The organism is Aeromonas bestiarum, from assembly GCF_000819745.1.
Taxonomy (GTDB): domain Bacteria; phylum Pseudomonadota; class Gammaproteobacteria; order Enterobacterales; family Aeromonadaceae; genus Aeromonas; species Aeromonas bestiarum.
Genome location: NZ_CDDA01000015.1, coordinates 25,726 through 40,651 on the forward strand (window position 1 = coordinate 25,726; position 14,926 = coordinate 40,651).

The 14,926-nt window shown below is 61.0% G+C and carries 17 protein-coding genes; 14 read left to right on the forward strand and 3 right to left on the reverse strand.

Annotated elements, in window-relative coordinates; translation table 11 throughout:
• Positions 1 to 6 precede the first annotated feature (6 nt).
• The 3 genes from secF to nlpI all read left to right on the forward strand — a co-directional run bounded on the left by secF (position 7) and on the right by nlpI (position 2,460).
• The gene (gene secF, locus BN1118_RS07375; protein WP_043136784.1) at positions 7 to 954 is read left to right on the forward strand and encodes a protein translocase subunit SecF; all 948 of its coding nucleotides are present in this window, start codon (positions 7 to 9) and stop codon (positions 952 to 954) included.
• A gap of 99 nt (positions 955 to 1,053) precedes the next feature.
• On the forward strand, positions 1,054 to 1,422 hold the full coding sequence (locus BN1118_RS07380; protein ID WP_043136782.1) for a rhodanese-like domain-containing protein: 369 nt from the start codon (positions 1,054 to 1,056) through the stop codon (positions 1,420 to 1,422).
• A gap of 90 nt (positions 1,423 to 1,512) precedes the next feature.
• Positions 1,513 to 2,460: a lipoprotein NlpI gene (nlpI, locus tag BN1118_RS07385; protein WP_280136097.1), complete on the forward strand. Its 948-nt coding sequence runs from the start codon at positions 1,513 to 1,515 to the stop codon at positions 2,458 to 2,460.
• Between the two features lie 167 nt (positions 2,461 to 2,627).
• Here nlpI and BN1118_RS07390 read toward each other — a convergent pair whose 3' ends face one another.
• Positions 2,628 to 3,500, reverse strand: coding sequence for a U32 family peptidase (locus BN1118_RS07390; protein WP_043555281.1), 873 nt, complete (start codon positions 3,498 to 3,500; stop codon positions 2,628 to 2,630).
• Positions 3,501 to 3,514: 14 nt separating this feature from the next.
• Positions 3,515 to 4,510 (reverse strand): ubiquinone anaerobic biosynthesis protein UbiU, encoded by a 996-nt coding sequence (gene ubiU, locus BN1118_RS07395; protein WP_043555282.1) that lies wholly within the window; start codon positions 4,508 to 4,510, stop codon positions 3,515 to 3,517.
• A 190-nt stretch (positions 4,511 to 4,700) separates the two neighbouring features.
• On the opposite strand from ubiU, the gene ubiT reads away from it, so the two are divergent.
• Entirely contained in the window at positions 4,701 to 5,240 is a 540-nt protein-coding gene (gene ubiT, locus BN1118_RS07400) for a ubiquinone anaerobic biosynthesis accessory factor UbiT (RefSeq protein WP_043555838.1), read from the forward strand.
• Here ubiT and BN1118_RS07405 read toward each other — a convergent pair.
• Complete coding sequence (locus BN1118_RS07405; RefSeq protein ID WP_043555284.1) at positions 5,187 to 5,603, reverse strand: hypothetical protein; 417 nt, start codon at positions 5,601 to 5,603, stop codon at positions 5,187 to 5,189. The genes ubiT and BN1118_RS07405 overlap by 54 nt on opposite strands.
• A 180-nt stretch (positions 5,604 to 5,783) precedes the next feature.
• On the opposite strand from BN1118_RS07405, the gene trmJ reads away from it, so the two are divergent.
• The 10 genes from trmJ (at position 5,784) to pepB (BN1118_RS07455) (ending at position 14,851) form a co-directional block, all read left to right on the forward strand.
• Positions 5,784 to 6,506 carry a tRNA (cytosine(32)/uridine(32)-2'-O)-methyltransferase TrmJ gene (trmJ, locus tag BN1118_RS07410; protein ID WP_043555285.1) on the forward strand — a complete coding sequence of 241 codons (723 nt, stop codon included), beginning with the start codon at positions 5,784 to 5,786 and terminating at the stop codon, positions 6,504 to 6,506.
• A 93-nt stretch (positions 6,507 to 6,599) separates the two neighbouring features.
• Positions 6,600 to 7,103, forward strand: coding sequence for a Fe-S cluster assembly transcriptional regulator IscR (iscR, locus tag BN1118_RS07415; RefSeq protein WP_042865866.1), 504 nt, complete (start codon positions 6,600 to 6,602; stop codon positions 7,101 to 7,103).
• A 57-nt stretch (positions 7,104 to 7,160) separates the two neighbouring features.
• Complete coding sequence (locus tag BN1118_RS07420; RefSeq protein WP_043136767.1) at positions 7,161 to 8,375, forward strand: IscS subfamily cysteine desulfurase; 1,215 nt, start codon at positions 7,161 to 7,163, stop codon at positions 8,373 to 8,375.
• A 41-nt stretch (positions 8,376 to 8,416) separates the two neighbouring features.
• Positions 8,417 to 8,800 carry a Fe-S cluster assembly scaffold IscU gene (gene iscU, locus BN1118_RS07425; RefSeq protein WP_005310405.1) on the forward strand — a complete coding sequence of 128 codons (384 nt, stop codon included), beginning with the start codon at positions 8,417 to 8,419 and terminating at the stop codon, positions 8,798 to 8,800.
• 15 nt (positions 8,801 to 8,815) lie between these two features.
• Positions 8,816 to 9,139 (forward strand): iron-sulfur cluster assembly protein IscA, encoded by a 324-nt coding sequence (gene iscA / locus BN1118_RS07430; protein ID WP_042865868.1) that lies wholly within the window; start codon positions 8,816 to 8,818, stop codon positions 9,137 to 9,139.
• A gap of 112 nt (positions 9,140 to 9,251) precedes the next feature.
• Positions 9,252 to 9,770: a co-chaperone HscB gene (gene hscB / locus BN1118_RS07435; RefSeq protein ID WP_043555287.1), complete on the forward strand. Its 519-nt coding sequence runs from the start codon at positions 9,252 to 9,254 to the stop codon at positions 9,768 to 9,770.
• A gap of 28 nt (positions 9,771 to 9,798) precedes the next feature.
• Positions 9,799 to 11,661 carry a Fe-S protein assembly chaperone HscA gene (hscA, locus tag BN1118_RS07440; protein ID WP_043555289.1) on the forward strand — a complete coding sequence of 621 codons (1,863 nt, stop codon included), beginning with the start codon at positions 9,799 to 9,801 and terminating at the stop codon, positions 11,659 to 11,661.
• Position 11,662: 1 nt separating this feature from the next.
• On the forward strand, positions 11,663 to 12,001 hold the full coding sequence (gene fdx / locus BN1118_RS07445) for an ISC system 2Fe-2S type ferredoxin (RefSeq protein ID WP_005310414.1): 339 nt from the start codon (positions 11,663 to 11,665) through the stop codon (positions 11,999 to 12,001).
• Between the two features lie 158 nt (positions 12,002 to 12,159).
• Positions 12,160 to 13,464 carry an aminopeptidase PepB gene (pepB, locus tag BN1118_RS07450; RefSeq protein ID WP_043555290.1) on the forward strand — a complete coding sequence of 435 codons (1,305 nt, stop codon included), beginning with the start codon at positions 12,160 to 12,162 and terminating at the stop codon, positions 13,462 to 13,464.
• A 103-nt stretch (positions 13,465 to 13,567) separates the two neighbouring features.
• Complete coding sequence (pepB, locus tag BN1118_RS07455) at positions 13,568 to 14,851, forward strand: aminopeptidase PepB (protein ID WP_043136753.1); 1,284 nt, start codon at positions 13,568 to 13,570, stop codon at positions 14,849 to 14,851.
• The last annotated feature ends 75 nt before the right edge of the window (positions 14,852 to 14,926 follow it).

Genomic DNA, 14,926 nt, shown 5'->3' on the forward strand with positions numbered 1-14,926 from the left:
AGAGACATGTTTCAGATTCTACATTTTGAAAAGCCTATCCCCTTCATGCGCTTCGCCAAGTCGGGAATGGTGTTCTCTGCCCTGCTGACGATACTCGCCCTGTTCTGCCTGTTCGATCGGGGTCTGAACTGGGGTCTGGACTTCACCGGTGGTACCACCATAGAGGTGGGATTCCAGCAATCGGTGAGCCTGGACAAGATGCACGAGGCGCTGGATCAGCAGAAGATTGAAGGGGCGACCCTGCAATTCTTCGGCTCCAGCCGTGACGTGCTGGTGCGCATGACCCCGAAAGAGGGGGTCAAGGTGGAGCAGCAGGGTAACGAAGTGCTGGCTGCAGCCAAGTTGATCGATCAGAGCGCCGTGCTCAAGCGCGTCGAATTCGTCGGCCCCTCGGTGGGTGACGAGCTGGCGACCGACGGTGCCCTGGCCATGCTGGCCTCCATCATCTGTATCCTGATCTACGTGGCGGTGCGCTTCGAATGGCGTCTGGCCATGGGGGGCATACTCTCCCTGGCGCACGATGTGATCATCACCCTCGGCATCTTCGCCTACTTCCAGTACGAGTTTGACTTGACCGTGCTGGCGGCGCTGATGACGCTGGTGGGTTACTCCCTGAACGATACCATAGTGGTGTTCGACCGGCTGCGGGAGAACTTTCGCAAGGTGCGCAAGGGAAATACCAGCGAAATCATGGATCTTTCCATGACCGAGACCCTGAGCCGGACCATCATCACCTCGGGGTTGACCTTCGTGGTGGTAGTGGCGCTGCTGCTCAAGGGCGGTCCGCTGATCCACGGTTTTGCCATCGCCATGGTGATCGGGGTGGCCTTCGGGACCTACTCCTCCATCTATGTGGCGAGTGCCTCAGCCATGTTCTTCGGGGTCAAGCGGGAGCACATGCTGCCGACCCAGGTGGAAAAAGAGGGCGCGGATCAGCAAGAGATCCTGCCGTAAACGACAAGGGCGCCGCGAGGCGCCCTTTCTCTTATGGCCCGGGTGAGTCATTATGCTCCCCGTTACCCATCTCCTATCATCCAAGGCAAGGAGCAAGCCATGCAACACAATCCCCGTTTTCTGGCGCTGGTAGAGGCCGTTCGCACCCAGGTGCAAGAGACAGACGTGCATCAGATCAAACGCTGGCAGGATGAGGGGCGCGCCTTTCATCTTATTGACGTGCGGGAAGAGAGCGAGTGGGCAAGGGGCCATCTGCCCGGGGCCGAATACCTGGGCCGCGGCGTGATCGAGCGTGACATAGAGACTCGCTATCCTGATCCGGCCACCGAGCTCTATCTCTATTGTGGTGGGGGCTTTCGCTCCATCCTGGTGGCGGATAACCTGCAGAAGATGGGTTATAGCCGGGTTGTCAGCGTAGATGGTGGCTTTCGGGGCTGGTGTGATGCCGGATACCCTGTCGAATCCTGATTTATTTGAGGGAGAGAGGATCAGCCACATGACAAAGTGTCGGTTGACCTTTACCATATGCGGGGTCAAGCGTAAGCGTCGGAGTGTTCATTGAACGTCAGGAAAGGGATTGGATACCTCCTTGGTATCCTGTTGCTGCTCCCCATGTGGGGTTGCAGCAGTAGCAGTCAGGTTGAAGCGCCTCAAGTTCCCAAGCCGCAACCCGCTTCACTGGTATTGGCGACCCCCCTGCAGGTCTCTTACCAGAGCGAGTTGGCGTTGGCGCGACTCGGGCAGATGCTCGGTGAGATGGAATTGACCACAGAGCAACGGGCTGAACTGTTTTATGAGCGTGCCGTGGTGTTTGATCGGGTTGGCTTGCGCTCCCTAGCGAGGCTGGATTTCAACCGGGCCTTGCGGGAGAAACCGGATTTTGCCGAGGCCTACAACTTCATCGGCGTCTATCTGGTGCAGCAGCAGAATTATGACGAAGCCTACGAGGCATTTGATTCCGCCCTCGAGCTGGCTCCCGATTATGACTATGCCTATCTCAACCGTGGCATAGCGCTCTATTACGGCAATCGTCCCGAGCTGGCCGCAGCCGATATGAAACGCTTCTATGAAGCGCAGCCGGAAGATCCCTATCGGGTGATCTGGCTCTATCTGGCCGAGCAGAAGCTCAATGCGCCGGCCGCCATGAGCCGGATGCGCGAGCGTCTCAACAAGTATGACGACGACGCCTGGAACTGGGATCTGGTTCGCCTCTACACAGGCGAGCTCAATGCGACCCAGTTGATGGGCAACGTGGTGAAAGGGGTGAAGGACAACCGGGAACTTGCCGAGCGCCTGTGTGAAACCTACTTCTACCTCGGCAAGTTTGAACTGGCCAAGGGCAACCGCAAGGAAGCCATCAGCTACTTCAAGCTGGCACTCGCCAACAACGTGTACGACTTCATCGAGCACAGGTATGCCCTGCTCGAGCTGGAGCTGATGGCGCGCAAACCCTTGCCGCCGGGTGCCCAGAGTGCACAGGGCAAGAGCAGCAAGCAGGCCTCCTGATTGCAGGCTCTCGCGATGTAAAAAAGGCCTCACAATGAGGCCTTTTTGCTGTCTGCGTTCTGGCATGGATGCGGTGTTATTCCAGCAGGCTTATGCCGGGGATATTTGGCACCAGCCTCCGTGGCAACCGCGCCCAGGCCTGTCTGCACTCTGGCATGGGAGTAGTGTTATTCCACCAGGCTCATGCCGGGGATCTGGCGCCAGTAACCGTTGCAGTCTCGCTCCTGCTGCAGGGGGAGAGGAGCCTGACCCTGCACATTGGCCTTGAAGCTGGCCAGCATTTCCAGTGTCCCCATCCCTTCGGGAGAGAGGCGCACCACGTCCACCAGACCATCCATTGTTTTGAGCTCGTTGCCCAGGTTGTAGCAGTAGCCGGACTGGGTCTGGATACCGTTGAGGTTGAACACCTTCTGCCCCTCGCGGCTGCTGGCCAGCCGGCCTGTGGGGTAGTGGATGCAGGCGAGCTCGCAGCTGTCCTTGGGCTTGTCGAGGGAGCGGGCGGTGAAGCAGCGCGCCGAGTAGGCGAGCGGCAGGTGGCCGTAGGCGAACACCTCCACTTCGAACTGCTGGCGAGCGCTGCCCAGATCCTGATTGAGCTGCACCAGCCAGTCGCGCGACAGCTCCACCGGCATCACCCAGCGTGTCATCCCCTGTTTGAGCAGCATGCGCAGCACGTCGGCGTTGTAGGCATTGATGGCCGGGCCGCAGACAAACGGGAGCCCCGCCTCCCTGGCAAGTTGTACCGTGCCCAGATCGTTGGCCTCGACCATGAGATCGCCATTGTCGACCAGCCGCTTCACCTCCTTGAGCTCCGAGGGGGCCGAGATCAGCGCCAGGGTGGAGAGCACCACCTGCTTGCCCGAGGTCGCCACCTGGCGGGCGAGGGCGATCCAGTCATCTACTTTCAGTTCGCGGCGCTTGCTGCAGACGGTTTCCCCCAGATAGATGATGTCCGCCTGGCTCTGTGCCGCGGCGTCGTAGAAGGCCAGGGTGTCGGCCTTGGGCCAGTAGAAGAGCAGAGGCCCGAGAGAGAATTGCATGTGGTTGAGCTCCTTTATTGCCACTGACGATGATAGGCACCCAGGGTAGTCTGACTCCCCTCGGAGACGCGGGCGAGCTGGGCATCCCACTCGGCCTTGACGCTGTAAGCCTCTGGATTGGCCTGGTAGGCATCGATGGCCGCGCGCCAGACCCGGGTGACCTGCTCCACGTAGGCGGGACTGCGCTGGCGCCCCTCGATCTTGACCGACTGGATCCCGGTCTGGAACAGCTCGGGCAAGAGGCCGAGCGTGTTGAGGCTGGTCGGCTCCTCCAGGGCGTGGTAGGTCTGGCCATCCACCTCGAAGCGACCCTTGCACAGGGTCGGGTAACCGGCGTTTTCACCCGGGCCGTAACGGTCGATCAGCACCTCGTTGAGGCGGGACTCGAGGCCAGCCGGCGTCTCCTCCCAGCGCACAAACTTGGCCGGTGAGCAGGCACCCACGGTATTGGGACTCTCGCCTGTCATGTAGGAGGAGAGATAGCAGCGCCCCTCGGCCATGATGCAGAGGCTGCCAAAGGCGAACACCTCGAGGCCGACATCGGTCTCGCGGGCCAGCTGTCTGACCTGATGCATGGAGAGCACCCGTGGCAACACCACCCGGCCGACGTTGAAATGCTGCTGATAGAAGCGGATGGCAGCGGCATTGGTGGCGCTGGCCTGCACAGAGACATGCAGCTCCATGTCCGGATGATGGCGACTGGCGTAATCGAGCACGGCGAGATCGGCGATGATCAGGGCGTTGGCACCGAGTGCCACCCCCCGGTCCACAGCCTGCTTCCATCTGGCATCCGAGCCCGGGTGGGCGAAGGTATTGATGGCGATGTGCAGCTTGCGGCCATGCTGGTGCACGTAGTCCACCGCTTTTTCCAGCTTGCTGTCGGTGAAGTTGAGGCCGGCAAAGTGGCGGGCATTGGTGTCATCCTTGAAACCGATGTAAACCGCATCGGCCCCGTTATCCACGGCTGTTTTCAGTGCCGGCAAACTGCCTGCCGGACAGAGTAATTCCATCGGGTACGCTCCGAGAGGGCAAAAAATGCAAAAGTGGCCCGATTGTATTCATCGATGCCTTCCCACTTTTTGACCTGAGGCAGCTTTGTGTGGCTTTACCCTTCTTGAGGTAAGTCGGCACAAGTTTGATTTCCAACAGGATCCAGAGCGTGGCCCTGTGTTTGAATGCGCAAAAAACTGGGAGTTTATCGTGTTTCAACAACTGCAATGTCGCCTGGTCGAACAGGCTCCCCGCTTTCTGCGCCGCCCTCTCAAGTTGGTGCCGTTTGCGCTGCAGCAGAACCTGATGGAGCGCCTGCTGGCGCGGGTGTTCAAGGAAGCCATCCAGGATGGTGACTTCGAGTTTCTGGCCAGCAAATGGCTCAAGGTCGAGGTATCGGATCTCGAGCTGTGCTGGTTCATCAGCGAACAGGATGGAAAACTGGTGGTGGCCCGCGATTGTGAGCGGGCGGATGTCTGCTTCAGCGGCACCACCAACGACCTCATTCTGATCGCCGGTCGCAAGGAAGATCCCGATTCCCTCTTCTTTCAGCGCAAGCTGAAGATTGAAGGGGATACCGAGCTGGGACTGGAGGTGAAGAACCTGATGGACAGCCTGGATCTGGCTGGCTTGCCGAGCCTGATGCGCTATCCGCTGATGGATCTTGCCACCTTCATCGAACGGGCACGAACCGCGTCAGCGCAGGAACCGCACTCTGCGCCGACGGGCGGAGTCCCGTCTCAGGTGTGATGCCAGGCCACCGGCATGGTGGCGATAGTGACTGCGTGCCCACAGACAGCGGCAGGCCCAGACGCAAGGGAGCAAGGCCAGCAGGGCAGTGGCGTTGGGGAGGCGGGAGAGCAACAGGCCCAGCGCCAGCCAGACGAAGGGCTGCGCCTCGTACAGCCACTCCGGCTGGAACCAGCGTTTGGTTGGAAAGATGACCAGATCGGTGCGCCGATAGCTGGAGCGCATCATCCAGATGACGGCACCTGCGACAAACAACAGGCTGCCCGCCAGCCAGAGCAAGGGGGTCTGGGTAAGCGTGAGCGTGCCGACCGCGGTCAGCAGATAGCAGACTGGTAACCTCTCATAAAGCCAGCGCGGGTACATGTTGCCTCCGCTCCTAGATCCACTCATCCTCCAAGTTTAGCCTGCGGTCAGCCTCCGCTCATGATGCTTTGTTCTACACAATGATGGTTTTGTTGTGAAATGGCGCGCCTTTTACGGTGCCAAAATAGCGATTGGCTATGTTACAATTGCGCGCCATTTTTGACTGAAGATTGACTGGGCATGTTGGATCAGATTCGTATCGTGTTGGTAAACACTTCTCACACCGGCAACATGGGCTCTGCGGCGCGCGCCATGAAGACCATGGGACTGACTCAACTGGTGTTGGTTGATCCGCAGGCCCTGCCAGATGACAACGCCATGGCCCTGGCGGCAGGGGCCAGCGATGTCCTGGCCAATGCCCGTATCGTCTCGACGCTGGATGAAGCCATTGCCGATTGTGGTCTGGTCATAGGCACCAGCGCCCGTTCCCGGACCCTGAGCTGGCCCATGCTGGATCCTCGCGAAGCGGGGGAGAAGGCTGTGGTGGAGGGCGTGAAGCATCCGGTGGCTCTGGTGTTTGGTCGTGAACGCACCGGCCTCACCAACGACGAGCTGCAGAAGTGCCACTACCACGTGGCCATTGCGGCCAACCCCGAATACAGCTCCCTCAATCTGGCCATGGCGGTGCAGACCATCTGCTACGAAGTGCGGATGCACTGGTTGCAGGATCAGGCTCCCGAGGTGGAGAGCGAGGCGGATTATCCCAGTGCCGATCAGCTGGAAGGCTTCTATCAGCACCTGGAGCAGACCCTGCTCAAGACGGGTTTCATCGCCGATGATCATCCGGGGCAGGTGATGAGCAAGCTGCGTCGCCTGTTCAATCGAGCCCGTCCGGAAACGGTGGAACTCAACATTCTGCGCGGCATTTTGACCTCGGTACAGAAGCCGAAACCGCAGGATTAAACCTGACTGGTTTACTCAACCATATACTTGACTGTTTTAGTCGGGTATGTGACCATATGCCCATATTGATTGGTTCGCAAGACGGTAAGGCATATGAGACTGACCTCAAAAGGACGTTACGCTGTGACTGCCATGCTCGACGTGGCGTTGCATGCAGAGCAGGGGCCCGTGCCCCTGGCTGATATTTCAGAACGCCAGGGCATCTCCTTGTCCTATCTGGAACAACTGTTTGCCCGCCTGCGCAAGCATGGTCTGGTGAGCAGCGTACGTGGCCCGGGTGGCGGTTATCGCCTCGGTCTGGCCCCTGACGCCATCTCGGTAGGTCAGGTGATCACCGCGGTCGACGAGTCGGTGGATGCCACCAAGTGCCTCGGCAAAGGTGGCTGTCACGGCGGCACCCAGTGCCTCACTCACTCCCTGTGGCGTGATCTCAGCGAGCGCATTTCCAGTTTCCTGGGGGATATCACCCTGGCAGAGCTGGTGGGTCAGGCGGATGTGCGCCGGATCGCCGGCAAGCAAGACGAACAAATGAAAACCGTGTTGTCCCTGGTTGATCGGGCAGAACGCGGCGATGTGAGCTTGAAAGTCCAACTATAAACAAACGTGCTTTCCACAGTCGGTCGATGTGTGACCCTGGCTGTAACGGAGAAAAACATGAAACTGCCTATTTACCTTGATTATTCGGCAACCTGTCCGGTGGACCCGCGTGTCGCAGAAAAAATGATGCAGTGTCTCACCATGGATGGCCTGTTCGGCAATCCAGCATCCCGTTCCCACCGCTTTGGCTGGCAAGCCGAAGAGGCGGTAGACCTGGCCCGTAATCAAGTGGCAGAGCTGATCGGTGCCGACCCGCGCGAGATCGTCTTCACCTCCGGCGCGACTGAATCCAACAACCTCGCCATCAAGGGCGTTGCCCATTTCTATGCTGGCAAGGGCAAACACATCATCACCTCCAAGACAGAGCACAAGGCAGTACTCGATACTTGCCGCCAGCTGGAGCGTGAAGGCTATGAGGTGACCTACCTCGAGCCGATGCCGAATGGCCTGTTCACTCTGGAGCAGATCGAAGGTGCCCTGCGCGATGACACCATTCTGGTCAGCATCATGCATGTGAACAACGAGATCGGCGTGGTGCAGAACATTGCCGCCATCGGCGATCTGTGCCGCTCCCGCAAGATCCTGCTGCACGTGGACGCAGTCCAGAGCGTGGGCAAGATCCCGGTGGATGTGGAAGCCCTGAAAGTGGATCTGCTCTCCATGTCCGCCCACAAGGTATACGGCCCCAAAGGCATAGGTGCCCTCTACGTGCGCCGCAAGCCGCGCGTTCGTCTGGAAGCCCAGATGCACGGTGGCGGTCATGAGCGCGGCATGCGTTCCGGCACCCTGCCGACCCATCAGATCGTCGGCATGGGCGAAGCCTTCCGCATCGCCAGGGAAGAGATGGTGAGTGAAGGTCAACGCATCATGGCCCTGCGTCAGCGTCTGTGGGATGGCATCAAGGACATCGAAGCCGTTTACATCAACGGTGACCTGGAACAGCGTGTGCCGGGCAACCTGAACGTCAGCTTCGCCTATGTGGAAGGGGAATCCCTCATCATGGCGCTGAAGGATCTGGCGGTCTCTTCCGGCTCTGCCTGTACCTCGGCCAGCCTGGAGCCCTCCTATGTGCTGCGTGCACTGGGTCTGAACGACGAGCTGGCGCACAGCTCCATCCGTTTCAGTCTGGGTCGCTTCACCACAGAAGAAGAGATTGATTACGCAATCAAGCTTATCCGTGACTCCATCGGTCGTCTGCGCGAGATGTCTCCCCTGTGGGAGATGTACAAAGACGGCGTCGATCTGAACACGGTCGAATGGGCTCATCACTGATCCACAGGATCAGTGATCAACGGAATTAGCAGGAGTTAGATATGGCTTACAGTGAAAAAGTAATCGACCACTACGAGAATCCCCGCAACGTAGGTGGCTTCGACAAGAACGATCCCAACATTGCGACCGGCATGGTTGGCGCCCCGGCTTGTGGCGACGTAATGAAGCTGCAGCTGAAGATCAGCGACGATGGCATCATCGAAGATGCCAAGTTCAAGACCTATGGCTGTGGTTCCGCTATTGCCTCCAGCTCCCTGGTGACCGAGTGGGTCAAGGGCAAGACCTTGGACGAAGCCGCCGGCATCAAGAACACCGACATCGCCGAAGAACTGGCCCTGCCGCCGGTGAAGATCCACTGCTCCATTCTGGCTGAGGACGCCATCAAGGCCGCCATCGCCGATTACAAGCAGAAGAAAGGTCTCTAAGGTCAGGAGCGCAGTATGGCCATTACCATGACAGATGCCGCAGCGGCACGGGTTTCCTCTTTTCTGACCAACCGGGGCAAGGGCATTGGCCTGCGCCTCGGCGTCAAGACCACCGGCTGTTCGGGTCTTGCCTATGTGCTCGAGTTTGTCGATGAGCTGGCGGATGAAGATCAGGTGTTTGAGCAAAACGGTGTCAAAGTCATCGTCGACGCCAAGAGCTTGATCCATCTGGATGGCACCGAGCTGGACTTCGTCAAGGAGGGGCTCAACGAGGGCTTCCAGTTCAACAACCCCAACGCCAAGGGCGAGTGTGGTTGTGGCGAAAGTTTCAGTGTCTAACCGATTTGACGCACGGCATGTTTTGCCGCTTGAACTGGCCGGAAACGGCCAGTTCAACATCGCCAGCGCCAAGGGCGAGTGTGGTGATGGCGAACGTGTCTAAGAGGCTTGCATGAATCATTTCGAGCTGTTTGGGCTGGTTGAAGGCTTCGAGCTCGATACCCGTCAGCTGGCGGATATCTACCGTCAGTTGCAAACCCAGTTCCACCCCGATCGTTTTGCCACGGCTCCCGAACGGGAGCAGCTGGTTGCGGTGCAACGTGCCGCCCAGATCAACGATGCCTTCACGACCCTCAAGGCGCCCCTGCGCCGAGCCGAGTATCTGCTCTCCCTGCGCGGCACCGAACTTCGTGGCGAGCAGCAAACCCTGCAAGACACTACCTTTCTGATGCAGCAACTGGAGTGGCGCGAGCGGCTGGCCGACCTGAAAGGGGAGCCCGAGCCTGAGCGCGCCATCAAGGATTTTCGCCACGAAATCAGGCATGATCACCAGTTGTTGATGCAACGCCTGACGCAGGATCTCGCCGCTGGCGATGATGTGAGCGCGGCTGATTGCGTTCGCAAACTCAAGTTTGTCGACAAGCTCCTCGAAGAGCTGGAACGATTCGAAGACTCGCTGTTCGAGTCTTGATCCTTTAACGCTGGAATTTTGATTACCCATGGCATTACTGCAAATCGCCGAGCCCGGCCAGAGCGCCGCACCTCATCAGCATAAACGTGCCGTTGGCATCGATCTTGGCACCACCAACTCTCTCGTTGCTGCGGTTCGCAGCGGCCACGCCGATACTCTCTGCGACGAGCAGGGGCGCGATCTGCTGCCATCCGTGGTGCACTATCAGTTCGACAATGGTCAGGCTGATGCGATCCGGGTCGGCTTCGACGCCAAGCGCGAGGCGGCCCTCGATCCGCACAACACCATAGTCTCCGCCAAGCGGATGATGGGCAAGGCGCTGGCCGATATCGATACCCGCCAGCAGCCTTATGAGTTCGTGGCCGCCGACAACGGCATGCCCCAGTTGCAGACCCGTCAGGGGCTGGTGAACCCGGTGCAGGTCTCAGCCGAAATCTTGAAGAAACTGGCCGAGCGGGGCGCCGCCGCACTGGGCGGCGAGCTGGATGGTGTTGTCATTACCGTGCCCGCCTATTTCGATGACGCCCAGCGTCAGGGCACCAAGGACGCGGCCCGTCTGGCCGGTCTGCACGTGCTGCGCCTGCTCAACGAGCCGACCGCGGCCGCCATTGCCTACGGCCTCGACTCCGGTCAGGAAGGGGTGATAGCTGTCTATGACCTCGGTGGCGGTACCTTCGACATCTCCATCCTGCGGTTGCACCGCGGCGTGTTCGAGGTGATGGCCACCGGTGGCGACTCCGCCCTCGGCGGCGATGATTTCGATCACCTGCTGGCGGACTGGATCAAGGCGCAAGCCGGCCTTGAAGGCCAGCTCGACGCCCGTACCCAGCGCGAGCTGCTGGACGTGGCCGCCGCCGTCAAACACGGCCTGACCGATGCCGATCGGGTGTCCTGTGCCTTTGCCGGCTGGCAGGGAGAGGTGAGCCGCAGCCAGTTTGATGAGCTCATCGCGCCGCTGGTCAAGCGCACCCTGCTGGCTTGCCGCCGCGCCCTGCGCGATGCGGGCCTGGAGCAGGTGGAAGTGCTGGAAGTGGTGATGGTCGGTGGTTCCACCCGAGTTCCGCTGGTGCGCGAGCTGGTGGGCGATTTCTTCCAGCGTCCGCCGCTGACCAGCATCGACCCGGACAAGGTGGTGGCCATCGGCGCCGCCATCCAGGCCGACATCCTGGTGGGCAACAAGCCAGATGCCGAGATGCTGCTGCTGGACGTGATCCCGCTCTCCCTGGGGCTCGAGACCATGGGTGGTCTGGCCGAGAAGGTGATCCCGCGCAACACCACCATACCGGTGGCCCGCGCCCAGGAGTTCACCACCTTCAAAGATGGCCAGACCGCGATGGCGATCCACGTGGTGCAGGGCGAACGCGAGCTGGTGGCCGATTGCCGCTCCCTGGCCCGTTTCACCCTGACCGGCATTCCGCCGATGGCGGCGGGCGCCGCCCACATTCGCGTCACCTTCCAGGTGGATGCGGATGGTCTGCTGTCGGTCAGCGCCATGGAGAAATCCTCCGGCGTGCAAGCCGAGATCCAGGTCAAGCCCTCCTACGGGCTGGGGGAGGAGGACATACTCACCATGCTGAGCGCCTCCATCGCCAATGCCCAGCAAGACATGGATGCCCGCATGCTGGCAGAGCAGCAGGTGGAGGCCGATCGTGTGGTCGAAAGCCTCAACGCCGCGCTGGCCGCCGACGGCGATGCGCTGCTGAGCGCCGCCGAGCGTGCCGCCATCGACGGTGCTATCACCCATCTGCTGGCCATGCGCGCCACAGGGACAACCAATCAAATCAAAGATGCCATCGAGGCGGCGGACGCCGCCAGTGGCGAATTTGCAGCCCGCCGGATGGACGCCTCCATCCGCAAGGTGCTGACCGGACAAAACGTCAACAAGGTGTAATATGCCAAAACTGATTATTCTGCCCCATCCCGAGCTCTGTCCGGACGGTGCCGCTCTCGAAGGCAAGAGTGGCGAGACCATTCTGGATGTGGCGCTGCGCAACGGCATCGAGATCGAGCACGCCTGCGAGAAGTCCTGCGCCTGCACCACCTGTCACTGCGTGGTGCGGGAGGGGTTTGACTCCCTCGAGCCGAGCGATGAGCTGGAAGATGACATGCTGGACAAGGCATGGGGACTGGAGCCGGAATCCCGCCTCAGTTGCCAGGCCCGTCTGGCGGACGAGGATCTGGTGGTGGAACTGCCCAAGTACACCATCAACCTCGCCTCAGAACGCCATTGATGGCGCCTTAATTACACATGAGTGAATTGAGCGTGCAGCATCCCATGGTGCAGTAATGATATGGTGAAGGCCGTGACCCTCGAGGGGAACGGCCTTTTTTGTGCTCGTTATTTCCCTGTTCATGAATGAAAGTGCCAATAAAAAGGAAGCAAGCGAAGATGGCTGACATGATGAAGGTTCTGTTGTCCACCCAGGCCGCCGCCGCCCATTGGGGCGAAGGCGCCCTGCTCAGTTTCAACGATGATCAGGTGCTGATCCATCTGGACCTTGCCCGCCAGGAGCCGGATGCACTGCGTGCCATCCAGCGCGCTGGCCGTCGACTCGAGTCGACCGGCATCAAGCGGGTCAAGCTGGCCGGTGACGCCTGGGATCTAGAGCGCCGCTACGCGTTCGCCCAGGGCTTCTATGCCGCCAAGGGCGTACGTGAGCTGGACCTAGGTGAGCAGAGTGTTGCTGATGCCCGCGAGCTGGATGCGCTGCTCAAGGCGAGCCGCTGGGTGCGCGAGGTGACCAACGGTTGCCCGGAAGACATTTATCCCATGAGCCTGGCGGAATCCGCCCTGCTGCTCATTCGCGGTCTGGCCGGGGATCAGGTGACTGCCAGTATCACGGCTGGCGAGGCGCTGCGTGAAGCCGGCCATATCGGGATCTGGTCGGTGGGTCGTGGCAGCGAGCGCGAACCCGTGCTGCTGGAGCTGGACTACAACCCGACCGGGGATCGCAACGCCCCCGTGGTGGCGGCCCTGGTGGGCAAGGGCATCACCTTCGACTCCGGTGGCTACTCCATGAAGTCCTCTGACAACATGCTGCCGATGAAGTCCGATATGGGCGGCGCCGCCATGGTGACCGGCGCCCTGGCGCTGGCCATCAGTCGCGGTCTCAAGCAAAGGGTCAAGCTGATCCTCTGCTGCGCCGAGAACCTGGTGTCCGGCCATGCCTTCAAGCTGGGTGACATCCTCACCTACAAGAACGGTATCTCGGTCGAGATCCAGAACACAGATGCGGAAGGGCGTCTGGTGCTGGCCGACGGCCTGATGGCCGCATCCGACAGTGGCGCCGCCTATATTCTCGATGCCGCCACCCTGACCGGCGCTGCCAAGACGGCGCTGGGCCGCGACTACAACGCCGTGTTTGCGCTGGATGAGACCGAACAACAACGCACCCTGGCCGCCGCCAAAGCCGAACAGGAGAAGGCCTGGGCCCTGCCGCTGGAACCCTGGCATGCCAGCCAGCTCACCTCCGCCTTTGCCGAGTTGGGCAACGTGGCCTCCGCCGAAGGTACGGCCGGAGCCACCACGGCGGCCGCCTTCCTGTCACGTTTCGTGCGTGACGAGGGGCGGGGCTGGGTGCACCTGGATCTGGCGGCTTCCTATCAAAAATCCGGCAACGATCTCTGGGCAACCGGTGCCAAGGGCCACGGCCTGCGCACTATCGCTCGCTGGTTGCAGGAGGTGACACAATGAGTGTCTGGCTGGATCAAGAATTGGGCGATGGTTTGGGACAACCGGCGCAAAGAGCCACGGCCTGCGCATTATCGGTAGCCCGCAGGCTGCAGGAGGAGACAGCATGAACGTCTGGTTAAGCCGTGAGTTCGCACCGGCCGAGTGGGGGGAGGGAGCGCTGCTCTCTCACCGCGCCGATGGCATGGTGATCCATCTGGTCACCGCCACGCCGCTGCTCGATATCCAACAGGCGGCGCGTCGCCTGTGCAGCCAGGGGATCCAGAAGGTGGCGCTGGCCGGTCATTGGGAGCGCGAGCAGCAGTGGGCCTTCGCCCAGGGGCTGCAAACGCCCAAGGCCGAGGTCGAATTGCAGTGGGCCACCTCGTCGGAAGAGGACAGGGAAGAGCTGGAGGCACGCTGGCTGTGCGGGCGCTGGGTGCGCGAGATGACCAATGCCACCCCGGAGCAGCTGGGGCCGCTGGAGCTGGCGGTGGAGGCGGCGGCCTTCATCACAGAGCTGGCGCCGGACAAGGTGAGCCACCGCATTTTGAAAGGTGAAGCCTTGCAACAGGCTGGCTGGGTCGGCCTCTATCAGGTGGGCCGTGGCAGCGAGCGCGAACCCGTGCTGCTGGAGCTGGACTTCAACCCGGGGCGCGATCCCAAGGCGCCGGTGGCGGCGGCTCTGGTGGGCAAGGGCATCACCTTCGACTCGGGTGGCTACTCCATGAAGAGCTCGGAAGGCATGCTCACCATGAAGTGTGACATGGGCGGGGCCGCCATCGTCACGGGCGCGCTGGCGCTGGCCATCTTGCGCGGACTCGACAAGCGGGTGAAGCTCATCCTCTGCTGCGCCGAGAACCTGGTCTCGGGTCACGCCTACAAGCTGGGTGACATCCTCACCTACAAGAACGGCACCACGGTGGAGATCGTCAACACCGACGCCGAAGGGCGCCTGGTGCTGGCCGATGGGCTGCAACTGGCGAGCGACAGCGGGGCGCCACTCATCATAGATGCCGCCACCCTGACCGGCGCCGCCGTGATGGCGCTGGGGGGACGCTACAACGCCCTGTTTGGCCTGGACAAGGGGCTGCTGAGCCGGGCCATGGTCTACGCCGATGCGGAGCAGGAGCCTGCTTGGCCGCTGCCGCTGGAGCCCTGGCATCGCCAGCAGTGTCCATCCCACTATGCCGACACGGCCAACAGTCGTCCGGTCAAGGGCGGCGGCCCGGGTGGTGCTTCCAATGCGGCGGGCTTCCTCTCCCGTTTCGTCGCGAGCGAAGGGCAAGGTTGGTTGCATATCGATCTGGCCGCCTGTTTCAGCGACAACGGCGACAGCCTGTGGGCGCCGGGGGCCAATACCCTGGGCATGCGCACCATAGCGCATACCCTGCTGGCGGAAGCGCGCTGAGCAGAGAGACAATCGTCAAGGAAGGGCACCTGAGGGTGCCCTTTTCAAGCGTGCTGGATGAGTGAGCAATAGGCA